The sequence below is a fragment of the Paenibacillus sp. FA6 genome (genome assembly GCF_051550225.1).
In the GTDB taxonomy this organism is placed as follows: Bacteria; Bacillota; Bacilli; order Paenibacillales; family Paenibacillaceae; genus Paenibacillus_AQ.
In genome coordinates, this window is record NZ_CP188820.1 from 2,781,596 (window position 1) to 2,806,280 (window position 24,685).

General features: G+C 43.5%; 17 protein-coding genes and 2 pseudogenes. 5 read left to right on the forward strand and 14 right to left on the reverse strand.

What is annotated here, in order from left to right:
• Position 1: 1 nt before the first annotated feature.
• The 9 genes and pseudogenes from ACP8HI_RS13140 to ACP8HI_RS13180 form a co-directional block, all read right to left on the reverse strand.
• Entirely contained in the window at positions 2–1,753 is a 1,752-nt protein-coding gene (locus tag ACP8HI_RS13140) for a histidine kinase (protein WP_438351500.1), read from the reverse strand.
• Between the two features lie 108 nt (positions 1,754–1,861).
• Positions 1,862–3,199, reverse strand: a complete 1,338-nt coding sequence (locus ACP8HI_RS13145) for an ABC transporter substrate-binding protein (RefSeq protein ID WP_438351501.1) — start codon at positions 3,197–3,199, stop codon at positions 1,862–1,864.
• 111 nt (positions 3,200–3,310) lie between these two features.
• Positions 3,311–4,147 (reverse strand): carbohydrate ABC transporter permease, encoded by an 837-nt coding sequence (locus ACP8HI_RS13150; protein WP_438351502.1) that lies wholly within the window; start codon positions 4,145–4,147, stop codon positions 3,311–3,313.
• A 16-nt stretch (positions 4,148–4,163) separates the two neighbouring features.
• A complete protein-coding gene (locus ACP8HI_RS13155) occupies positions 4,164–5,096 on the reverse strand; it encodes a carbohydrate ABC transporter permease (protein WP_438351503.1) in 933 nt (310 codons plus the stop codon).
• A 298-nt stretch (positions 5,097–5,394) separates the two neighbouring features.
• Positions 5,395–6,975, reverse strand: a complete 1,581-nt coding sequence (locus tag ACP8HI_RS13160) for a glycoside hydrolase family 43 protein (RefSeq protein ID WP_438351504.1) — start codon at positions 6,973–6,975, stop codon at positions 5,395–5,397.
• A 132-nt stretch (positions 6,976–7,107) separates the two neighbouring features.
• Positions 7,108–7,674, reverse strand: coding sequence for a hypothetical protein (locus ACP8HI_RS13165; RefSeq protein ID WP_438351505.1), 567 nt, complete (start codon positions 7,672–7,674; stop codon positions 7,108–7,110).
• A gap of 331 nt (positions 7,675–8,005) precedes the next feature.
• Positions 8,006–9,028 carry a zinc-binding alcohol dehydrogenase family protein gene (locus ACP8HI_RS13170; RefSeq protein ID WP_438351506.1) on the reverse strand — a complete coding sequence of 341 codons (1,023 nt, stop codon included), beginning with the start codon at positions 9,026–9,028 and terminating at the stop codon, positions 8,006–8,008.
• A gap of 21 nt (positions 9,029–9,049) precedes the next feature.
• Positions 9,050–9,980, reverse strand: a pseudogene (locus ACP8HI_RS13175) (aldo/keto reductase).
• An 18-nt stretch (positions 9,981–9,998) separates the two neighbouring features.
• Positions 9,999–10,832 carry an amidohydrolase family protein gene (locus tag ACP8HI_RS13180; protein WP_438351815.1) on the reverse strand — a complete coding sequence of 278 codons (834 nt, stop codon included), beginning with the start codon at positions 10,830–10,832 and terminating at the stop codon, positions 9,999–10,001.
• Positions 10,833–11,055: 223 nt separating this feature from the next.
• On the opposite strand from ACP8HI_RS13180, the pseudogene ACP8HI_RS13185 reads away from it, so the two are divergent.
• Together ACP8HI_RS13185 and ACP8HI_RS13190 are read left to right on the forward strand one after the other, a co-directional pair.
• Positions 11,056–11,262, forward strand: a pseudogene (locus tag ACP8HI_RS13185) (cupin domain-containing protein); the annotation flags it as partial.
• Between the two features lie 129 nt (positions 11,263–11,391).
• Entirely contained in the window at positions 11,392–11,853 is a 462-nt protein-coding gene (locus tag ACP8HI_RS13190; RefSeq protein ID WP_438351507.1) for a helix-turn-helix domain-containing protein, read from the forward strand.
• Positions 11,854–11,974: 121 nt separating this feature from the next.
• On the opposite strand, the gene ACP8HI_RS13195 is transcribed toward ACP8HI_RS13190, so the two are convergent.
• Positions 11,975–12,877, reverse strand: coding sequence for a hypothetical protein (locus ACP8HI_RS13195; RefSeq protein ID WP_438351508.1), 903 nt, complete (start codon positions 12,875–12,877; stop codon positions 11,975–11,977).
• An 88-nt stretch (positions 12,878–12,965) separates the two neighbouring features.
• Positions 12,966–13,868 carry an ArsR/SmtB family transcription factor gene (locus ACP8HI_RS13200; RefSeq protein ID WP_438351509.1) on the reverse strand — a complete coding sequence of 301 codons (903 nt, stop codon included), beginning with the start codon at positions 13,866–13,868 and terminating at the stop codon, positions 12,966–12,968.
• 145 nt (positions 13,869–14,013) lie between these two features.
• Here ACP8HI_RS13200 and ACP8HI_RS13205 point away from each other — a divergent pair, with 145 nt between their 5' ends.
• Positions 14,014–15,522, forward strand: a complete 1,509-nt coding sequence (locus ACP8HI_RS13205; protein WP_438351510.1) for an alpha-N-arabinofuranosidase — start codon at positions 14,014–14,016, stop codon at positions 15,520–15,522.
• Positions 15,523–15,652: 130 nt separating this feature from the next.
• Positions 15,653–16,732 carry a glycoside hydrolase family 88 protein gene (locus ACP8HI_RS13210; protein WP_438351816.1) on the forward strand — a complete coding sequence of 360 codons (1,080 nt, stop codon included), beginning with the start codon at positions 15,653–15,655 and terminating at the stop codon, positions 16,730–16,732.
• A 172-nt stretch (positions 16,733–16,904) separates the two neighbouring features.
• On the opposite strand, the gene ACP8HI_RS13215 is transcribed toward ACP8HI_RS13210, so the two are convergent.
• Positions 16,905–18,803 (reverse strand): beta-L-arabinofuranosidase domain-containing protein, encoded by a 1,899-nt coding sequence (locus tag ACP8HI_RS13215; RefSeq protein WP_438351511.1) that lies wholly within the window; start codon positions 18,801–18,803, stop codon positions 16,905–16,907.
• Positions 18,804–18,947: 144 nt separating this feature from the next.
• Between ACP8HI_RS13215 and ACP8HI_RS13220 the strand changes: the two genes are divergently transcribed.
• On the forward strand, positions 18,948–19,820 hold the full coding sequence (locus ACP8HI_RS13220) for an AraC family transcriptional regulator (protein WP_438351512.1): 873 nt from the start codon (positions 18,948–18,950) through the stop codon (positions 19,818–19,820).
• A gap of 106 nt (positions 19,821–19,926) precedes the next feature.
• Here the strand turns inward: ACP8HI_RS13220 and ACP8HI_RS13225 are convergent, their stop codons facing one another.
• Positions 19,927–23,067, reverse strand: a complete 3,141-nt coding sequence (locus ACP8HI_RS13225; protein ID WP_438351513.1) for a heparinase II/III domain-containing protein — start codon at positions 23,065–23,067, stop codon at positions 19,927–19,929.
• Positions 23,067–24,677: an extracellular solute-binding protein gene (locus ACP8HI_RS13230; protein WP_438351514.1), complete on the reverse strand. Its 1,611-nt coding sequence runs from the start codon at positions 24,675–24,677 to the stop codon at positions 23,067–23,069. The genes ACP8HI_RS13225 and ACP8HI_RS13230 overlap by 1 nt, the downstream gene beginning before the upstream one ends.
• Positions 24,678–24,685 lie beyond the last annotated feature (8 nt).

Here is a 24,685-nt window from a genome sequence, read left to right on the forward strand (position 1 = left end):
GTCATGTCACATCTCCTCTTTGGCCTTCTTCCGTTATCGGGATGAACAAGATACATACACAACCTGCGGGAATGCCTGAGCGAATAGTAAGAGATGCCTTATCGCCATAGGTAAGCTTTAATCGTCGCAGTACATTGTATAATCCAACACCCCTTTCCCCCTGTTGCTCCGCCCCTTTCAGCAATCTCTCGTTCAGCACTTTGGCCTGAGCTTCATCGATTCCTTTTCCATTGTCTTCAATCTGGATTTCCACACCCTCATCCACTTCTTCGACTCTTACACAAATGGAGGGATTCATCACATGACGTGTCATTCCATGAACAATACTATTTTCCACTAGCGGTTGGAGTAGCATTCTTGGGACGCTAAACGAACGAAATTGTTCCGGTAACTCCACGCTGAATTCTATATCGAGACGGTTTCTCATCCGCATAATGGAAACGTACTGGGTCAGTAGTCTATATTCCTCTGCAAGTTGGTGAGGCTCGCCCGCCCTCAGATGGGCACGAAGTAGGCTCATCAATGAATCAATAGCTTCGCTTTGCGTTTGATTCCCCTCCAGGGCCAGATTGCATTTAATTGAATTTAGAGTATTAAACAGAAAGTGAGGTTGAATCTGGGAGAACAATGCATATAGCTCTATGATCCGCTTTTCTTCCTGCTCCGCTTCGACTTTACTGATCAACGTATTGATATTATCCATCATATGATTGATCGTGTTGCCAAGCACAGATATCTCATCCTGACCCTTGAGGTTGTATCGGATTAGAGTATTCCCTTCCCCATATTGCTTGACAATTCGCATCAATTTCCCAATCGGTTGGTTTAGTCCTCTAGCAATAACAATCGACATGAATAGAAAAATAAACAATACAATCACCATTGCAATCAGCATATACGAATAGCGTTGGACCAAGTTCCCGGCAACCGATTTTTTTTCTATATCATACGTTAACTGCCAGGACGTTCCCGGTACGTCTACCTGTTCACGCATCCATCCACTTAACGGCTTCGCGCTCAGATGGTCCATACTCCCCTTCGTCCCTGCTATTAATTCCCCATCCTTCTCGTATAGCGAAATTACTCCACCGCTGGAATTCAACAGTAATTTCCTGAAATAGGATTCGGGAATTCCTATAAACAGCGTTCCTAGCACTTCATGGCGAATGGGATCATAAACAGACTTTTTAATGAAATAGTAATAATCTTCACCGAAAACTCCTTCGTATCCGCCGGATTTCTCTACCCTAAACCATTCGACAATCCCCGAAGCAGCTTCACTACCTCTCATATGTTCAAAGCGTTTATCACGCCGCAATTCAGCAACATCTTCGCTCTTGATAGAGCCGACAATTGGATAGTACTCCTTGTTAACGAAAAAAACACTAACATGAACCAGAGACAATTTCCCGATTAGCAATGTCGCGTTCTCATTCAGGTTGGCGTAGTCCCGATACTCATTGAAATTATTGAAGCTTTGCAGATATTTGAGATTTCTTAGACTGTTGAAGACACCATTAGTCTGAGGTAACGAAAATTGATTTACCGTATATGTAACATCATTGGCCGTTTTGGATAAATCATTGGCCAATATGCCGATAATCCCCTCCATACTTGTACGTATATTTTCCTCATTCGCTTGTTTGTTCGCCATAAAGGTGAAGCCCGAAATCAGAAGTAAAGGAAATATCAGAAACAGCAACAAAGCAGTTTGTATTCTACGATAAAACGAAATTCGATATAACCAGTTCAATGTCATTCCCCCAGTAAGCCTACCTTTTCTATGATGTTACACGAATCCATGGAAAAGAAACAGGGAAACCGATGAATAAGCCGATCTCCCCTGAATTACTTATGTTGTTTATTTATTAATGTCAATAATCTTTTGTCCTTCGTCCATCATATACTTTTTCGCTTCCTCAAATGTACTGTTGTCTAGCAGGAATTTGTTAATCCCGCCTTCCGCTACTTTCTTCAACTGCTGCTGATAAGAAACACTTACCTCGGAAGAACCAGCCGTCCGAACACGCTCGTCGAACAGGGTATTTGAGAATACCTCTTTATCAACGATATCCGTATTTTCTCCAATGATTTCTGCCAGAACAGCCTTTCCATCCGCCTTTTTCCATCCTGGAATCCGTCCTGACAGTTCAGCACCCTCCATACTGGCAAATCGAATGAACTCGAATGCAGCTTCCTTATTCTTAGAGTTTTTGTGAAGTGACAAGAAACTTCCGCTGATGTTGGTCAGTCCCGGTTCGACGTCCTTAGAGGAACGTGGAAGAGGTGCAAAGGTAATCTTGAAATCACGCGGATAGCTTTCAGTATTGAGGAAAGCCTCGTCCAACGCATAACCAGCGATTGGTAGCATGCTCGCCGTACCATTCATAAAATCAGTAGCCCAATGTTGTTTTGCCGCCAAAACATCGGCCAGTGGCTTAACAGACTTGTCTTCTACTTCCATCGCCCGGCGCAGGTTGAACCAGTATTCGAAGGTTGGATCATCAAACAATAGTGTTCCGTCCTCCTTCAGTTGCGGATTCTTGAAATCTGTATATGCGATCAGATTAGCATACTCTCCGAAGGTGTGAAAATAGACTCCAGAACGGTCCTCTCCGGTATCTGCAAGCTTTTTGGCATAGTCTCTGAAATCATCCCAAGTCCAGTCGAAGCCCGGTACATCTAGTCCTGCTTCTTTCAGATGATCCTCATTTAATGCAACGAACCAGAAGCTGGCATCGGTCATCGCGCCGTAGTGTTTATTGTCATAAATGGGATTACGATAATATTCGTCTTCAGGAATAATATTATTTGCCTGAAAGAACTCGTCCAACGGATGTAGCATACCGTTTCCCGCGCGCTCTAGAACATAACCTTCGTTGTTCATCAATATGATATCGACTTTTTCACCGGAGGCTGATAATACATCAAGCTTTTGCAACATTTCCCTTGAATCATTGTTTTGTACGAGAGCGACGTGTTCGACTTTAACATTTTCACTCTGTGCGTTAAAAGCATCTACAAGCTTCATTATCGGTTCGCCGGGTTCGCCCTTCGCGTTTGTGTAAAATTTAAGAGTGACCTGTTCGCCTGCCGAATTTTCGGATTGCGCCTTTTCGTTTCCTACGTCATTGTTTTCGCCGCATGCAGACAAAACCAGGACGAAACACAACATGAGTACTACAGTAATTTTTTTCATTTTTACATCCCCTTTGTTTTGATTTACCCTATATTTATCATAATCAATTGTAAGCGTTTTACCGTGTAATTTGATTGGACGTTTACCGTGTATTATTTTTCACTTTGCGTTTCAACCCTTCACTCCTCCGACAGTGATACCGTTAATCACCTGCTTTTGTAGAATGACAAATACGATAATCAATGGAATTATTGCCGATACAGCAGCCATCATCATTAGCGATACATTATTGGAATATTCCTGTCGGAAGAACTGAATGCCTAGAGGCAGTGGATACAGTTCTTTCGAGAATAAAAAGATCAATGGATTTTGATAATCGTTCCAGGTCCAAATGAATTTGATGATCCCCGCGGTAGCCAATATCGGCCGGCAAAGTGGTAGCATAATTTGCGCATATATTCTAAAGTACCCGGCACCATCGATTTTAGCAGATTCGATAAAATCATTGTGAACACCCATCATAAATTGCCTCATTAAAAAGGTAAAGTACATGGAGAACATAAGCATTATAATAATACCTTCATGCGTGTTATATAAACCTAACCATTTGATCATGATGAACCGCGGCACCAGTGTCGCCTGTTCCGGAATAATCATGAAGGACATCATCATACCGAACATAATGCCCTTACCTGGAGCCCGAAGTTTAGCGAAAGAAAATGCCGCCATCGAGGAAAACACCAAAGTGCAAAGTGTGGCGATAACCGCTATCTTCAGCGAGTTCCAGTAAAATAGGGAGAAAGGGACATTTTCCATCCATACCTTTTGAAAGTTTTCGATCCAGTTCCAGTCGCGAGGAATCCATTGAATTGGATAGATCATTACGTCGCGTTCCAGCTTCGCCGAAGCAGATAACATCCATATCAATGGTACGATAAACACGATCGAGAGAATACTACACATGACAGTGAAAATCAGTCGACTGAAATCAATTTTATTTTTTCCCATAGCTACTTCACCTTCCTTAGACGGTTTTCTGACGAGATTGAAATACCCAAGTTATAGACGTTACTAAGATTACAAGTAGGAACAACACCCACGACTGTGCCGAAGCATATCCCATGTTGAAATTGATAAAGCCTTCTTCATAAATGCGATAAACAATGACGGTTGAAGCGTCATTGGGTCCACCGTCCGTCAGGAATTTAATGAGATCGAACACCTTGAACGAACTGATAATTGTCGTAATTGTCAAGAAGAGTGTTGTAGAGGACAACATCGGCATCGTTATGTACCAAAACTTTTTAAAGCCATTCGCGCCGTCGATTTCCGCTGCTTCGTATAAATCCTCAGAAATCTGTGTCAAACCTGCCAGGAAAATAATCATTTGATACCCAAGCGCCTGCCAGATCGCAATGACCATAATCGCAATGATTGCATATTCTGAATCCACCAACCATTTAGGCACATTCTCAAAGCCAATCTGCATCAAGAAACGGTTGATCGGACCGCTCGAAGGATGATATAAGGCTGACCATACAGCCGCCACAGCGACCGTAGAGCATATATATGGAATGAAAAATAATATTTTAAACAAATCTTTTGCATACACCTTCGTGTGCACGATTACAGCCAATATCATGGCAATAATCAAACCTATAGGCACTGTCACCGCCGTAAAGAAAAGATTATTCTGTAGCGCTTTCAGAAATTTGGAGTCATCTACCAATCTGGTGAAATTATCAAGCCCTATCCATTTCATTTCTGGAAATCCGCCTACGAGATTCCAGTTGGTGAAACTCAAAATCAAGGAAAAGAACAGTGGGAAAATGGCTAGTGCTATAATCCCGATCGCTTCAGGTGCTAGAAAAAGCCAGCCTATAACTGCTTCTTTGGTTTTTGGACTCCACCACTTTCTCTTTTGTCCGTCCGCCGTTCGCTCCATCGTCATGGACATGTTATCTGCCTCCTGTGTGTTTGGTTACTAATAAGATTATTATAGAAATAATCGAGAGTCTTAACGACTTAGGATTTATACCACTTTGCGTGTAATATTTTGACTCTGCTACACACATGAACTATTCGTATAATTATCTTAGAAAGAAAAAAGGTCAGTATCCGCTCGGTATCGTGAACTCACTTATCATCACCGGAACATTGGTATACTAGAAATCGAATAGGCCCATGCGCAATTGCATGGGCCTATTACAAAAACCGTACGTGCTAATTCTCGCATAATGGCTATTTCGAGACTTCTACGCTTTATATTCGAAAAAGTCAAAATAAGCCGGCTTCGCTTGCTGATCCAAATCCTGCGCACAGACCCCCACATACGATCCTGTGAAGCCTAATTTCCCACCGTATTCATCAGATAAAGATCCGAAATCAAGAGGCGTACAAACTGCAGCCCAATTCGAACCATCTGGAGAGGCATAGAACACCAGATCACGCCCTGATATCTCAGCCTTCAAGTAGTAACGGTCCCAGTCCTTCACTGAAATTTGCATGGAAGAAATCTCGTCATATTTGCCGCCTCTACACAACACGACACCCAGACACTTACCTCTGATTTCATCTGCCGTAACTCGTAGATAATAATAATCCGAATCGTCATAATAGCACACCAATCCCGCCATTTGCATGAAGCTATCCGGTTCAAATTCCAAGCAGGTAGACGCTGTACATTCGAAATGCTGGATGGGCCGTGCCACCATACTTTGATCATGCAGTGAGGCCAATGATTCTCTACCTCTCAGACGCAAATAACTAGGGCGTTCCTTCAGGCTTACCCATGATTCATTAAAAGGCACACGCAGGCTTTGATATGGATATCCAAGCTCTTCACCATCGAATTCATCTCTCTCCGGCAACGCTTTGAAAGGATGTGCAGGCAATTCAGGAGAAACAGTCTCAAGCGCAGGCAACTTGCCGCCATGAGCCAACCGTAGCCAACCATCTTCCGTCCATTCACAGCGTTGAATCGCAGTCTCCCGCCCCAGCGGATTCATCGTATGTGTTCCTGGGATGGGCCGCGTACATAAATGAGCCATATACCACTCTCCGGTTTGCGTCTCTACAAGTGATCCATGACCAGCCTGCTGGAAAGGATACGTCAAGTCATGCGCAGTCGTCATGATTGGAAAGTACGGATCAGTCTCATAGGGTCCTGTAAGAGCAAGGCTTCTTGCCAGCGTTACCATATGGTTAATTCCAGTTCCGCCCTCAGCGATAAGTAAATAATAAGTTCCGTTTCTCTTGTACATTTGTGGTCCTTCGGTTACGCCGATCGGTGTTCCTTTGTAAATATCATGGATCGGTCCTATTAGCCTACCCGTCTCAGCATCGTACTCCTGCATAATGATGCCGGAAAAGTTACTATGACTTTTGCGGAAATCCCAGCGCATATTTAACAACCATTTACGACCATCATCATCATGGAACAAAAACGGGTCAAATCCACTGCCGTTCAGTCGAACCGGTTCGCTCCATGGACCTTGAATATCGGTTGCTGTAATTAAATAGTTATGTAAATCCTTGTATACACTCTTACGCGACTTCACATCTGTATACAGTAAATAGTACATTCCGTTATCATAAGAAAGTGCCGGTGCCCAAATAGAACCCGAACTCCCATTCCCGCGCAGGTCAACCTGCGATGTTTCTGTTAGTACTCGTGTAATAGAGTTCCAATGCACTAAATCTTTCGAATGATGAATTTCCACACCCGGAAACCACTCAAAGGATGAGGTTGCAATATAATAGTCGTCCCCTACCCTGATAAAAGATGGATCTGGATGACAACCTGTTAATATCGGATTCTGAATCATTTGTACCATGTGAATACCTCCTGCATTATTGTTGAATACAAAACATCAGTATTGTAATCATTTTATAGGTTACATCGAACTTATAGTTACGTTAAGATATGATAATATGTTTGATTTTTGTCATCTTGGAGGATACGGGCATTAAGTAGAAAATACATATGTCCCGGACGGAATGCGCAATACCATTTCCTCGAGATAATGCATTCCTGGGGCAAAATAAATCGTATCAGGCACCTTGCCTTCTGGCATCCCCGGAGTCGATACCAACTGATAAATATCTTCTGTGCGATGAATAGCCGGCTTCAATAGCAGTACATTCGCGTCATCCGGAAGAGGCGCATTCTCCTCGAGAGGATTCGCAAATAAATGTAAATTCGAAAAACGTTGCCCATTGATTTCTATGGACAACTTACGTGGGCGATCTAGAGTGATTGTAATACATTGACTATCATGTTCAAACGAAAGGTTTGCCGAGAGAAGACGGCTGACTGCTTGTTCGATCTGCTGCTCCCTACTCTCTACCCGAACCTCTACTTCGCCTTCCATATCAAAATACACCATCGACGCTTGACGAACATCGTGCATATCAACCTTAACCTCGTAAACAAACAGCTGTTCCCAAGGTTCACCCGCAGTACGCACGCTATCTGTGAAATCATCGCGCTCGCTTGCTTCTTTAGGCGCATTATAAACGATCAATTGAGTCATTGTCTCATCTATCCTTAACATTAATAGTATGTAATTAACTCCACTTCACTTTTTTTCTGACACATCTATTTTATCTCGTAAACGAAATCAAAAGTTATGATTGGATATGAATAAATGTTTGTATTTTGTTGAGTGATTTGTTTTCTGAATTGGGGTCTCTATTCTGTTCCTGCTTTTGGCAGTGATTGGTACTCCAGAAATATGCATATCCAAGGTACCCGGGAATTTTAGCTACGAAAAAAAATCAGGCGATTAGTTCTCTGTGAACTACAGGGAACTAATCGCCTCATGATGTAATACTTTTTTGCTCACTTCAACCAATATTTATGCGTCAGTCTCCGATCTCAACCACAGCTTTAATAACCTTCATCTCTGGCTTTAACCAGTTTTCAAACTCATCGATCATGTCTCCAAAAGAGCAGCGATGAGAGATGTATCCGTTCACATCAATGTACCCATCATTGATCGCATCCAGGACATAGTCGAAATCTTCCTTGGTCGCATTACGACTTCCTAGCAAAGTCATTTCACGTTTATGGAAATCAGGATCATTAAAGGTAATATCACTCTTAACCAACCCGACATATACGAGTCTGCCTCCATGTGCAGTCAGCCCAAAAGCACTCGTCATTGAACCTACATTGCCAGTGACATCAAATACAACCGAAGGATAGTCGCCGTCCGTAAGTGCTAATAGCTGTCCCTCTGGCTGCTGCAACGCATTAACGGTATGGTCCACCTTAGCCCAAGACTCGCAGAAACTAAGACGTTCATCGTTGACATCCATTGCAATGACCTTAGCCCCTGCGTATCTTGCGAGGGCCATAACACCAATCCCGATAGGTCCTGCTCCGATAACAAGCACCGTTTCTCCCGCAACCAGACCGGAACGTCGAATCGCATGAGCCCCGATAGCAAGCGGTTCCAACATCGCTGACTGGTCAAGCGTTAACCCTTCCGTCTTGAGCAAATGACTAATCGGTACGGATACCCTTTCCCGCATTCCCCCATCAATATGCACGCCATACACCTTCATCGATACACAACAATTGCACTTGCCGTTACGGCAAGCAATGCATTTGCCACAGTGCATGTAGGGCACAATGCTAACTTGATCGCCGCGACGAAGTCCTTGATCATTCTCACCAATGGTTTCGATGGTACCCGCCAGCTCGTGACCAAGCACTCGTGGATAGGTGAAATAAGGCTGATTACCTTGATAAGCATGCAGGTCTGTACCACAAATACCAATCCGACGAATCTGAATAATCGCTTCGCCCTCACCCATGATTGGCTCTGGTAAATCCTCATGTAACGTTAACTTTCCTATTTCCTCACATACAATCCCTTTCATTGGACTATGCCCTCCTTCAATCTAACCCGAAATTTCGTTATATTCCGGACGACCGCTTACCCACGTCTCATTAATGATTGGCTCCAGTATCTCAAGTACTTCCTGAAGCAATTCCTTGTCCAACGGCTCGTTAGTCCAGGCTGCATTTTTGACAATGTTGTCCGGGTTCGCCGTACTGATGAGCGTTGTCGGAATCTGTTCATTTTCTGTGGAGTATTGTACGGCCAATTTGGCTATGTCGCTACCTTGGGAGGCGCAATAATCGGCCGCTTTTCTGCAAACTACCTTTAGCTTCTCACTAGCCGGATGCCAGCTCGACGTTTCACGTGTGCTTAGCAGACCCATCGAGAGTGGCGATGCGTTAGTTTCGCTGATCCAAAAGTGGCAACAGATTGAGCAGAGAAGTATCATTTAATGAATAGTGACAATAAGAAAGAATCATATCTACTTCAATATTCGGCAGGACCTTTTCAAAGAGCTGTATCGGCAAGCCACTGACCCCACAATAACGAATTTTCCCCTGCTCTTTCAGCTTATGCAGCGCAGGCAGCGCCTCTTCACGAATAATCTCGGCTGACACGAACTCAATATCATGTAAGATCAACATATCAACATAATCGGTACGAAGTCGCATCAAACTCTCCTCCAAGCTACTGAAGATTCGTTTGGCGGAAAAATCGAAGATATCCTCACCGTAACGTCCTGCCTTCGTTGACAACAGAACCTGATCCCGAGGGATTTCCTGAATAGCTTTACCAAGCACTGTTTCGGCTTTGGTCAGTCCATAATACGGCGATACGTCAATATAATTAATGCCTGAGTCAATGGCAGCATGAACGGTACGTACACTTTCATTGTCGTCGGTTTGACGAAATACTGATCCAAGTGAAGAAGCCCCAAAGCTTAGTGCAGATACATCTAATCCGGTATTTCCTAATTTGCGATATTTCATTACAAGATCACCCCATCCTCATAATAGCTTATAGAAATCCTTTGCATTCCCACCGAATAAACGGAATCTTTCCGTCTCTCCCCAAGCTTCCGGAAGAGAGCTCATCACAATATCAACGACTTCATCATATTCGGCTGCGAGTAGACATACCGGCCAATCGCTTCCAAACATAACTCTTTCAGGTCCGAACATTTGGAGAACCCGGTGGATATAGGGTGTGAAACCTTCCAAATTCCAATCATTGTGATCTCCTTCGGTGACCATGCCCGATAATTTGCAGTAGATGCCAGGATAATGCGAGATTTCCTCCATATCATGAAACCAAGGTTTGAGTTCCCCATTTTTAATACGGGGTTTGCCTATATGATCGATTACCCCACGCAGTCCTGGAACTCGTCGAATTAACTCAAGCACCTGTTTCAATTGGTCGGAGACTACTAATAAGTCGATGGGCACATCGTCTTCTGCATAACTACGAAGCGCGTCAACAAATGTTGGGTCCAGTATGCAAGATGCATCTGGCATATCCTGAATCATAATTCGAAATCCAACAAATTTTGGATTTCGACGTAAGCGTTCATATTGTTGACGATGATCAGTCCCGAACAGATCCAACCATCCGACGACACCCAAGATGGACGAATGTTGGTCAGCAATTGACAAGATAAAATCGGTTTCTTCCATCGTCGGAGCTGCCTGAACAATAATGCTTCCGTCCATGTTATGCTTTTTCAGTAAGGGATCAAGATCTGTTGGCATGAAGTCGCGATATAACACAGGCAGCTCCGGTGTAATCCAACCATAATCTCCCCTGGAAATTCTCCAATAATGTTGGTGGGCGTCAATCCGCATCAAAAAGTCACACCTCTTTGTGAAAATCATTATTTGTCATGAATTTAAAACCTATATTCACATTGTATATTATTCGTTAATGATATTGTAATCGCTAATTATTGCATTTTTATAACCTTTTTTGATATTGTTAGTCTGTGTTAGATCAAAAGTATAAGGGGTAGGATTTCGCAAACCTTTTTTCGGCGACCCTCTATTCCCATTTGAAATTTCTCATAAAACGATTAAAAAACAAGTTAATGAGCTACCCGACCACCTCCATGATCGTTATGAGCTTGTCTATATTTATCAAGGAAAAGGGATTTTTTTCATCGATAATATTTGGTATGAGAAAAAAAGAGGGGATCTGTTCATTATTCCAGGTAACACGATTCATCACTCGCTACCAGATAACGATGATCCCATCGTATCTTCGGCGCTGTTCTTTGCTCCTACACTTTTGATAGCTGAATCGCCTTACGATTCATACTCTCACCTTCTATCCTATGAGCTAGCCCGAAAGAGAAAGCTCTACAGATTCGAGCTGCCTGACCCTCTGAAACAAATTACTGAATCCTCAATGGAACAAATCTCCCAAGAGATGATACGCTGCAACATCGGTTATCGTGAGGCAGTACGGCTGATTGCATGCCAATTGTTGCTACATATAAACCGCCTTATCCTAACAAGTACGCGCAGTCAAACTGAAGAATCCCGTATTGGTCCATCCTGGATGATGGAAGCTCTGCGAGAAATTAACGAACATCCGGAACGGCAGTTTGGACTGGTGAAGCTGGCAGAACAGGCTAATATTTCCCCACCTCATTTCTCCCGGGTATTCAGACAATGGACTACGATGAATGTGACTAATTATATAAATGCCAAGCGAATTATCCGAGCGAAAGAGATGTTACTTCAGTCGGAGGAAATAATCAGTGTTATTGCGGACCAATGCGGATTCGACACACCTACTCATTTTTATCGAATATTCAAAAATGTAACTGGGGTAACGCCTAATGCTTACAGAAAAGGAAGTTCGTAAATCAGACTGTCCATAAAAATATCCCCTCCAAGTTCACTCTTTCCACACGGTAACATGCGGTTATTTTTGAGTGCTACTTATAGGGGATATTGCTGTGATCTCTCACTTGTAAATGCGTTATTTATTGAGTATCTTCCTCTTTAATAATATGCTCGACAAACTCCATCGCCTTGTCCTTCATATCATCACTAGCCAGAATGCCAGCAATGAAAGAGGGTGCACCGTAACGGATTGGTAAATCTGATGCGAAACTCGTATTTGAAATATCTAGCCCTATCACTTCTTCTTGTCCACTCTCTAACGTAGCCCTCTTCAGACGCATATCATCTGGGGTAAGACTACTTGTAGAAATAATCGATTCCAAATTCTGAAGCCCTTCCTGTTGTTTAATCCAGTTAAATGCTGCTTCATCCATAATGAGGATATCCGGCTTATCGGCTGCTAACATCGCTATCGCTCGTTGTAAATAACTCATCTCCAATGTGCCATCAGCTCCTCCTGACGTCGGAAGTTGCACAATGGTGGTCTCCACTCGTTTCCATTCAGGATAATCCGCTACAATCATTTCATTAAGATTATTCGTTTTCCCACTTGAATCTTGTGATTCATAATTTCCCAGGAACATGATTGTCGCATCCAACGGTGGTAATGAAGCTAAATACTTCCTCTCTTCCAAATTGTTATACAGCGCATTCCCACCAACAACTAGCAGAATTACTACGATGACAGATATAATAGTATGCACTTTGTATAGCCGTATGAAATTCTCTGATTTTCGTGCAACACCGGAAAGTATGCCCCATTTCGCGAGCCTCTGCTCCTCTTTCTCCTGAATTTCCTGTTTATCCAGCGTATCGAGGATGAACTTAAATGCCTGAAAGTCCTCTTCATAAGTTGTATTACCTTCGCTAGAATTAGAGCGTTGCCGTTTCAGGAGTAGATCGAACCGACTATCCAATTCTTCGCGTGTAATGTCTGCCGACAAGCCCAGCTGTTCATACGCGTGTTGTAGTTTATCATTCAATGTTATTTTTCCCCTTCCGTTCATTATAATGATTTTATCATAGAGTCGATCTATTTGTTCAGTGATATTAAGTACTTCACCTTAGACTTCACTCGTAATAAACCCTAAACACAATATCCTGCTCGTAATTTCCAAAACCTCGGCCGAATAACGTTAATCCTCCTCGTCTGCGACTGATATCCTCCGCAGTGAAGCGGAATACCCATTGATCATTTGCCCAATGCACATCGTTCAGAGTAATTCCTGATATTCGCTGTCCATCCATGAACGTACCACCAGCGTTAATTTTAAGTACCTTCAGCAATCCGTATTGGTTAACGTCCGTGTTCCACCATCCTGGATTTAAACGTCCTCTTATTTTACCGTAGTCACCAGGGCTCGTCCATTTTCCAAGCGCAATCCCATTCATAGTAAATCCAATATCTGAAGGCCATTTGTCATTAAAATGTGGAGCCTCCGAACCGATCTCCATGGAGATTTCAATTTCTTGAACGATTTGGTCCTGAAAAAGATAGTTCGGCACCTTGTACTCCACATAACCTTTGGCGAACCAGAGAATTCCGGCATTCACACGCCCCGGGTCCAGAAAATATCTCGGATCATCGTAATACCCGATCAGATTGTCCGTCGTCGCAATTCCACAAGTAGGTGAAGCTTGTAAATCCGTATAATGACCTACTGGCACTGATACCTCGACAACTTTTCTGGCGATTCCCTTCGAGCTCGATAATTTGATCTGAAGATAGTTCGCAGACAAAGAACAGAACTTGTACGTGCCTCCATCTATTCTCGTCATACGCGAACTGACGATCCCTGCCTTCTGCAGCTTAGATACATGAGAACTGACGATGGCACTGCTAAGGTATAACTCTCCAGCTAGCTCTTTAATATGCATCTCTCTTGCGTCTAGCAGATCAATGATTCTCAGGCGAACTTCGCTCGCAAGTGCCTCATACACCCGAAGAGATTCAGAATCAGTCGTTAAATACATTTGAAAACCTCCACCGTCGTAGAATTAACACTTACATTAATCCTAAACAAATACATTGCCTAATAATAATTATGAGTACTATGTAGTTAGAAATCAAGCTACTGAATTAGCCTTAACATTAATTCTACTGGAGGGATTTAAGTTCATGCCTATTAAAGCCACAATGATCATCGATAAAGACTTCAAACTTTCTGAGATAGACAACCGTATATACGGTTCCTTCATTGAACACTTGGGACGAGCTGTTTATGGAGGTATCTATGAGCCGGGTCACCCCACTGCAGATGAGAACGGATTTCGAGGCGATTCGCTACAAGCAATCCGCGCATTAAACGTTCCAATCATTCGCTATCCGGGAGGGAACTTTGTGTCCGGATATAACTGGGAGGACGGTGTTGGTCCCAAAGAAAATCGTAAGCGCTCTCTTGAGCTAGCTTGGTGGACAACGGAAACGAACCAAGTAGGAACCAATGAATTTGCTGACTGGGCGAAGCTCGTCGCCTCGGAAGTCATGATGGCTGTAAATCTAGGTACGCGCGGTATTGACGCCGCAAGGAATCTAGTGGAATACTGCAATCATCCTTCAGGTTCCTACTGGAGTGACCTCCGGATCTCTCATGGCTACAAGGAACCACATACTTTTAAAACATGGTGTCTCGGCAACGAAATGGACGGTCCTTGGCAGATCGGAGCCAAAACAGCTGTCGAATACGGAAGACTAGCTAATGAAACGGCAAAAGCTATGCGCTGGGTAGATCCTACGCTTGAGCTCGTCGCATGTGGTAGTTCAGCTAGCGGCATGGATACGTTCGCAGAGTGGGAAGCCACTGTACTCGATCTCTCTTATGATAATGTCGACTATTTATCCCTACATACCTACTATAACAACAATGAGGATGATACTGCCAATTTCCTCGCGCGCTCGCTCGATCTAGATCAGTTTATTAGTAGTGTAGCAGCGACTTGTGATTATATCAAAGCTAAGAAGAAAAGTAAGAAGCAAATAAATCTGTCTCTAGATGAGTGGAATGTGTGGAAATCTCAGGGGAGTAGTCGAGCAGAAGAGCGCTGGCAGGTCGCACCACCAGAGTTCGAAGATGTATACACATTGGAGGATGCGCTTGTCGTCGGTTGCTGTCTTATTACGCTACTTAAGCATGCTGACCGCGTCAAAATAGCGTGTCTTGCTCAGCTCATCAACGTTATCGCACCGATCATGACAGAAAATGAGGGACCTCTGTGGTTGCAATCGACCTATTACCCATATCTTCATGCTTCACTTTATGGTCGCGGAACCGTACTTCATCCACTCGTTTCCTCACCAAAATATGACTCCAAGGATTTCAGTGACGTGCCTTATCTGGAGGCGATCAGTGTATACAATGAGGAGCACAACGAAGTAACCGTATTTGCCGTCAACCGGCATTTGTCAGACAGCCTTGAACTTGACGTAGACCTGCGTAGCTTTGGTGCAGTTAGTGTTATTGAACATATCGTGCTTGAAGGTGATGACTGCAAATCTGCAAACACCAAGTTAAATCCTGGTAACATCCTTCCACATAACCATGGAACCGCCAAAGTCGACGATGGCCGCGTAAACGCGCTCCTCTCCAAGGCATCCTGGAATGTGATTCGACTGCGAATAAATGATTAGAACAATATTTGAATATTTCTTTACATCAAATCACAACTTTTGCATTCATTCGAAAGATATACTCAAGTGAGAGTCGATTACAAACTATTAGGGGGTTCTTCACGTGAGTGAACTATATTGGCAGGAAGTCATGAGTAGATTGGATACGAAAGTAGAGCGTATGGTACAACAAATAGGTGACAAATGTCCCCATTTCGCAGGGGAAGATGGTAAGTTTGACGATATCGGATCCGATTGGTGGACGACAGGTTTCTGGCCGGGTATCCTTTGGATTATGCATGATATGACAGGCAAGGATCTTTATAAGGATGCCGCTTGGCACTGGGACGGTACACTGGAAGAATGGTTCATCAAACCAACGGTAGAGATGCACCATGATGTAGGTTTTCAATTCCTCCCAACAGCTGTCATTAAAAATACGATAACAGGTGATGAGGATGCGTTTCGAAGAGGAATTGAAGCTGCCAACTTCCTAGCTGCTCGTTACAACCCTGTAGGTAAGTTCATTCGCGCTTGGAATGAAGATAAATACGGCTGGGTTATTATCGACTGTATGTTGAATATTTCTCTGCTATTCTGGGCTAGCAAAGTAACAGGGGACCCGCGTTACAAACATATGGCAATCAACCATGCAGAGACGACGATGAAATATGGCATCCGCGAAGACGGTTCGACTAAACACATCATCTCTTTCGATGCAGAAACAGGCGAATACATCGAGAATTTCGGTGGACAAGGATACTCAGCAGAATCATCTTGGAGCCGAGGAACCTCATGGGCCCTGACTGGATTCACCAACACATACCGTCATACAGGCGATGTACGGTTCCTTGACACAGCTAAGCGCATCGCACATTACTTCATAGCCGCACTGCCAGAGGATCAAGTTCCGTATTGGGATTTCCGCCTAGAAGACGATGAACGCATGTTCAAAGACAGCTCTGCTGCCTCCATCGCTGCAACGGGTCTTCTCGATCTTGCCGAGATCGTCCCAGCCGGAGAAAAGAGTCTCTACTTTAACGCAGCTGAACGGATTTTACGCTCCCTAACTGAAAACTATGCGACTTGGGATCAACCGGACCATGAAGCTATTCTGTTGCATGGCACTGGCAGCGGTACAACCTTTATTGATGTTTCCCTTATCTATGGAGACTATTATTACGTTGAAGCCATAGCCAAACTAAATGGATGGAAACATCGCATATTCTAATAGAGATATCGCTACGGTGACAGATTGTCCTTACGATCGCTGTTGCCCTCCGATTTCTTGATTGTATACCGCTCATAGTTGAGAAAATAATTTTATTCAAACAAAAAGCAGACTAAGGATATAGATTCCTTCGGTCTGCTTTTTATCATTTTAAACTGCTGAACCTGCATAATTACGAGTGATGATCTTGCCTCACCGGAAAGTATACCGAATACACTTCATCCTTCACCTCATATAGTGGAATGAATCGAATGCCGCGATCCTGCCCGATGGTTCGATAATAACCGTGATTCCACCAGCCGTGGTTCCTCTCGCGGTCTGCTGTAAGGATCTTGCCCGGTTCGAATGAATTACCATTTAGTGTTCTCTCCCCGTCAGTCAGACCAACAAGTACGATCGGCCCGTCCATAAAAGCTACGACATCTGGGCTACCCGCTAGAGATTCAGTAACCAACCCCTTCGGAAACTCTACATTTACTGTATCTCCATTTCTCCATACTCGGCTGATCTCTATGAAGGATGTTGGCGTGAAAGGTCCAGATTCCGATATCCCATTCACCTGGACAGTAACTCCTTCCCGTACCCACCAAGGAATTCTCAGCTTTAATGTAAACTCTGCTTCCTTATTAGAGCGTATTGTAAGCTTGTATACAAAGGCATCCGGACGGTGAACCGGGATCGTAGGAATATCCACCTTTGTAATAGCTATCGTTCCAGTTACGGACCAGCCACTCATCGGATAGATACCCTGTTGCCCATCCTGCTCAAGCTCAATCTCAATCTTCGCATCATCCCGCGTCAACTTCACAGTCGACGGAATCCATTGACATACAGAGACTCCCCCTCCTTCCTCCATAAATATCATCGGTTCATATGAAGCATTCGCCTGCATCAGCGTCCCATGACAGCACCAGAAATGTCCAGTCTCCGAGCCCCAACTCTTCCGACTTCCAGCCCCCATTCCAAGGAAATAGGAAATCATACCGTTCTCCCTATGCTGGTGAGCCAACACGCCATTGTAAAACCGACGCTCCCAGTAATCAGCATAAGCAGGGTCTCCTGTCCATGTCAGTAGCACATGCGCCAGCCGCATCATGTTGTAATTGACACAATGCTCTTGCCCAACACCCATACGAGAAGATATTTCGCCTGCTGGCATCCATAACTCCGCATTATCTCCGGCTCCGGTGCATACATAACCACGATCCGTAACCGCACATTTCCAGAATGCCTCTACAACCTTGCGATAGCGTGTATCACCTGTCACTTCCCATGCCTTGGCTGCACCCAAAATTTCAGGAATTTGCGTATTTGCATGTTTGTTAGTTAGAACATCCTGCCCTGCCAACAACGCATCGAAGAAACGACGGCGATCATAACGATGGATAAGCTCCAAATGTTGCTCATCTTTAGTGATTCCATATAGATCAGCCCAGGTCTCTAGCATCCCGCCTGTTTCCAGATCAAGTAATTCATCCATCTTTTCAAGGTTGAATTGCCCCGTCCAACGATAGAACCAAGACGCTATACCCTTCATCATTTCCAATGCTTGCTCATTTCCCATGATGGTATACATTTCATAAAGACCCATAAGCAGCTTGTGAATTGTATAATGCGGTGCCCATACATACTTACCGCTCGCGATTCGATGCATATAGGTTTCCGGAAAAGCTGCCAGCCATTCTCCTCCGTTAGCTTCCTGACACTTTGCAAGCTCATTCACAATATGATCCGCTTTAGCTTTCACTAGCATATCCCCGGTCTGGGCATAGATCCGCGCAGCAGCAGATAGCCAGTGTCCCATAATATGGCCACGTAACTCACAGGTAGGGGATTCCCACCCCCAATGCCACTGGTCCGGACTGTCCATACTTGTGGTGGAGGCAGCCGTTGTACCTCCATTCCCACTATAACTCCACAACCCAGCCTCCAAGTAGAAATTGCGAAGCAGATTCGCGTTGGTTAGACTCATAACATATTGTTTATTTAATTCAAAACGAGCATTAAACGGTCCAGGAGCCAGCTTGATACACCCCACCGAAAAGGATGACAATATACTGTTCATTTCCATTCCTAATCAACCTCTCTTTATTTTGGCTTATAAATATAATTATATCTTCCATATATAAAGGGAACATACACATAACAACATATTGCATATCCTTTTTTGTGGTTGTATAATTTCGTTATGTATAGTTCTCCTGGAGGTTATCTTGTGAACGATCTAGTTTATTTAAGTGCAGACCGTTTTCCCCTAGTACGCGATATCGGCTGGAATCAGACCACGAGCATGTACACCCATCCAGACCGCCAGCTTGATTATGATGTGTTTATTTTTGTAACCAAAGGTGAAATGCAAATCATTGAAGAAGAGAAAGAATATATCGTGAACGCGGGAGAACATCTTTTTCTAAAAAGAGGACTTCATCACTGGGGCTTACCCCGTACACCGGATGGAACCTCATGGTACTGGATTCATTTCAATGTTGCTATAGAGGATGAGGGCACCTATAAGGACTATTCACCTCTACCAGAGTTAGGATTTTATTACCCTGATTACTATCAGTATCGTTTCTCGCTGCCCAAGTATGGCACTTCACCCCTTCATCTATCTCTTGAGGCTCGTCTCAAACTTCTGATGGACCAATACCAACATCCTAAAGAGCATCAGATGACGCGAAACTCCCTTAAGGTATATGAACTATTTATGGATCTTCATACCCTATGGAAACAAAGAACCCATGACAACATTGGCGGTAAATTAGAGGGTACTGTCCGAAGAGTCATGACCTATCTGGTTCAGCATTGTGGGGAAGAATTTGTGGGTAAGCAGCTTAGCTTGCATATGGTAATGAACTACAGCTATCTATCGGCAGCCTTCAAACAAGTAACTGGATATACCATCATCGAAACACATACCAAGCTTCGGTTAAACAAAGCTATTGAGCTGATGCGGACGACTTCTTGGAATGTATCCGAGATCAGTGAAGCTCTGGGATTTCCCAATCCTTATTATTTCAGCCGCGTATTCAAAAAAGTGCTTGGAGAGGCGCCATCCTCATATATGAAGCATTTATACCGGAACTGAGCCTTTCATTTCCACGTAATATAGGACTGTTCCGCCATCTATTTAATGGCGGGAAACAGTCCTATATTTCTGATGTAGACAAGCATAATTGGTTGGGCAATTCCTCCTATTTACTTAGCACATTAACATGAAGTCTATTATCCTGTATCCTAATCTCTACCTTACTGTCCTCCATGGTAACAACTGACCTACCGTTAGCCTCGGAAGTAACTTCAAGTCTTCTTCTGTCATTCTCACACGGATATAACAAAGCTAAGAAACCTTCTTTGGCATCCGCTCTGGCCCTGATATAATCCATTGTGCAATAGCTACTCTGCTCAGTCTTGAAGAATGGTGTGGAACGCCCTTTCTCTAGTTCAATCCTATTTACTTTGCTCAAGAATACCGTCTCTAGGTTTACATCATAGACTCCTGTTGAAAAAACTCGCGATGCTGAGACACTAGACGTTGTTGAGGCCACCGGTAAATTGAACAACACTTCCCCTTCAAAGTCTTCAACAGTATCACGAATAATATAAAGATCGGGATCCTTGATATAATATATTTGCCGAGTATGCTTGCCCCCGCCTTCTGGGTTCAGTATTTCTATAGTGATCGAATCCATTTCCTTACCCAGCGTACAATCTATGACATTACTCGTCTTAGGGACATCCACCCATCCCCGTTCCAAACTGTAGGTTCCAGCAGATAAATTGATTACGCCGTTTCCCGTCTTTTCAATATTTGTACGGCGGGTTGAAAACTGTAGACAAGCATGGGAGTAAGAACTGATATGCCAGCTAGTACTGTTATCGAAATATCCTTCAATGCCAGAGTCCATTACGATAGGGACTGAATTTTTATAAATGATAAACGATCCCTGATCTAAATGTCCGTGCGCGATCGGTTCTGGACTTGACATCACCGCGAAATAACTATGGCCGATACTGTTGAATTTTTTACGGAAAACATAGATTCCTGCATGCGGATAATCCTTGGTTGAATCGAGAGTAAATTGACCTGTGGGCTCAGCTATATAACCTTTGCCAAGTAAATTTTCCAGCGCAACACCTTCACCCCACAGTTTTTTAAAGGGCTGACCCGCCAGTATCCAACAATGAGTCATTCGATTCGCTAAAGATTTGTCTATCCGTTCAACATCCTCGATATACGTACCATAGCTTCCGAATTCCGAGCCTCCAGTCAGCATGTGATCGCCGAAAGGGGGTGTTCCGACCCGCCCATCAAAGTAACGGTATCCCGGTGTCTGTACATCAATACTGTAGCCGAACATTTGTGCAAGTGCTGTCGTCTCAAACCAATTTTCGCCCATTACATGACTAAGGACCTTAGCATATCCAGCAAAACGCTCTAACGCTGCATGATGATAACGGATCGATTCAGGCCAACTGTTATCAGGATTCACATTCATCACTAATTGTGAGTGCAGCACCATATTCGCATTGTATAGCCAGGCTTTACGGTTTGGAAAGTCATCCAGCACCATCATCATATATCCGGTTCCAGCACACATATCGGTCTGCCAATTACTACAGCCACTTTGCGCTTCCAGTGGTGATAACTCCGTGCGATCTCTTAAATCCATCATATAACGTAGCATATACTCTACCAAATCATAGAAATGCCTTTTCTCCTTTGACGAGAACACTCCTGCTTCTTTGATCATTGAATAAGTAACAGCCGTACTGCTCAACAATCTTCCGCCTTGCACAGCTCCGAAGCTGTCGCTGCCATCCGGTCGCTCATTAGCCACTAGCCAATACTCTGCTCCCTGGCAGAAATCATGCAAGTTATAGAGAATCTCCTTTTTAGCCTTCTGTGCATACGCAATGTCCCCGGTAAATGCGTATTGGATCGCATCACACTGCATCTTTAGAGAGAACGCTGAATTGACCAATGAAGATTTCCGATTGAATCTGTACACGTACTCGCCTGCTGATTGGCCATCTTCATTTATATAGGAGATGACAACTTTTAATCCTCGTTTGAATTTGCCATCAATTTTGGCGTCAAAACTCAAGGTATAACCCATACCGCTTTCCACCGTAAACTCTTGGTCATATGTCCAGGATCCTTCGTCCTGATGCGTAGGATTACAAATATAGAGCGAATGTCTAGATAATTCTAACTTCTCTTGGCTGATCATCTGTGAAAAGGATTTAGGAATGGCTCTCGCCAAATCCCCACCTCCGCAGTACGGATATACGTCCTCCCATTTCAATAGAGGATTTCCACTGCGTTTTTCCATTTTCCAATAGCTTGGAAATAAGTCTCCTTCATCAAACCCGCTGTTTAGAATATCCAGACTACCTCCGCTGGCCGAGAATATCTCCAGATTGTCAATCCAAACATGTCCAAGACCATCCTGTTCATTCTCTTCAGCCGGTAGAATAAAGGATATCGTTGCCGATACTGCATTCTCGGGTGCGGTGAAATTCACAATTTTGTCAGTAGAGCTCCAAATATATAATTCTTTATTTAATTGATCGTAATCAATCTCCATGTTCATCAACGAGGTCGCCTTTTCGATATCCACCAGGCTAAGGCTATCGGCTATTTCCCGAATCAGAGCATACTGTTCTTTGATCAGAACGTCCGTCTGGGCGATCCGCTTAACCTCCTCTAGCCTTTCTGGAGTTAAATACAGCGACGAAGCTTGGGTCACATCTGTTCGTAGTACTCTGGAATACCTAAATTCACGCACTCTATTGAAGCATTGAACAATCGCTAGTGCTAAATTTGTAGAAGTTGAGCTAAAGCTTGCCTCCTTTTGTACAGTTTCGACGGCAGATTGCAATCGATCACCTGTAGCCTCATCATAACAACCGATATCTTTTCCGAAGCGCGCATTCTTTAACAGTTCCTGTGCCTTCTCAATTACAAACACAACTCTATCCTGCAATTTAGCTGTTCCATCATACAATATGTCCTGCTTCTCAAACCATGCTAAGGCCGGTTCAAGGCCATAATAATGATACACATTACCATTCTCATTGTAGGTAGGCGCCATGGTATAACGCTTAGTTGCAAATTGTATAGCTTCATCCTCTCTAGGTGTATAGAACCTACGGGTTCTCTTAAACGGAAGCCGAGTTCTACCTTGTAAAGCTAATTTGGCATCCCCCAGTACATCCATCAATGCGACCTTGGCTCCGTACGTAAAATATTCACCTCTTGAGGAGAGTAACCATTCTGCCCTATCAACCAATAATTGAAGTTGTTCTTTAGAATCTGATAGTGTTGTCATCACTGCCCGCCGTTATCCAGGTACTCTTGCGCTTGTTTAATTAGTTCGGTACGGACCTTTTCCAGACCTAGCGAAGTAAGCTCCTTATTCTCTTTGATCATCGTTTCTCTCCATTTTGGATCCAACCCGTTTTTCATTAATGCATAATATTCTAGATGCTTCGAGCTGAGTTTGGCGATCTCTGTCTTGACAGGCTCAGAATTAAAAGAGAATCCAGCTAAAGGAATCTTGTAATAGGTATCCGGTTTCGACGCATACTCCAAGTACTCTAGTAACTTAGAATCATTACTAGTATTCACGCGAGACATGGAAGGATTCAATGTCAACTGATAGCTAGGGAAGTTGTAGTTCTTCAAGCCCTCCAACGGTTTAAATCCTATATCTCCATCCTTCTCCCAATGCTCCCCTTCAATGCCCAATTCGAAAAGGTCATGATTATCTTGGCTTGAATATACCCAGTCCAGGAACTTCATCGTCCGATCCGCATTTTTTGAAGTTATCGGAATTACCATATTATTATTCGCTTTGTAAGTAACACCAATAGCTTCTGGTTTCATATCTTTTACGTTGGAGCTGTACACGAAAGCCTCCAGATCTGCACCCGAAACGGCGCTCTTAAGCTTCTCTTGATTAGCCGAGAATCCGGAGATTGTACCTTCACCTACTGCGGCTTTCCCGGAGATAAGTAAGCTTTGCGCATCCTTTTGCACCATAACGTCCTTCTCTAAGTACTTGCTGAATTCCACATACTTATCAAACGACTGTTCAAAATAAAACTGTTGGTTAAACGGAGCTGGTAAATTGTCGTACTGTAATTGGTCATCACCAATAGTAACGGCATTCAGAACCTTCTTGCCGTCCTCAGATAGTACGAGATTGAAAGGCACACCAGTGCCGCTTACGCCACTGAACCCTGTTTGCTTGATTCCATTTCCAAACAGTTTGTAGAATCCACGTTCTCCTCGAAGCGCCAGTGGGATCATATCGCTGTCATTTTCCTGAACTTTATCCAAGAATACTTTCAGGTCATCATAGCTCTCAATCGGATCAAGACCATACTTCTCACGCAGGTCTTTGCGAATATAGATAACATCCAAATCATAATAATATTGAGTCAACGGAATCGTATACAACTTACCATTTATTTTATTAGCATCAATTAGGTCTTGCGTGAACACCTTTTTCAAACCTGGGTATTCATCATTATTAAAGTATTTATCTAGCTCCTGATAGAATCCATTGCTGACATTCTGGTTCAGGGACAAAAAGCCAGCATCAAACGCCATATCCACTTCTTCTCCTGCTGCCATTTTAAGTCCTAGTTTCTGCTTATGGTCCGCGGCCGGATTAAACTCAATCTCAAGTGCAGTATTCAACTCATCTTTGGAACGTGATTCAAATTCTGTCACAATCTTGTCCATATCAGCCGGCTTGTCACCAAACATCATCACCTTGAGTGAAACCGGATTCAACGTTGCTGAGCCAGTGGATGTTTCTGAGGTTGAAGATGTAGCTTCCTTGTTGTTAGAACCGCATCCTACCAGTCCGGAAAACACCAGCACTGTGGATAATAATACCGCTGGAATAACTTTCACTTTATTGGTTCTCATTTTTTAAA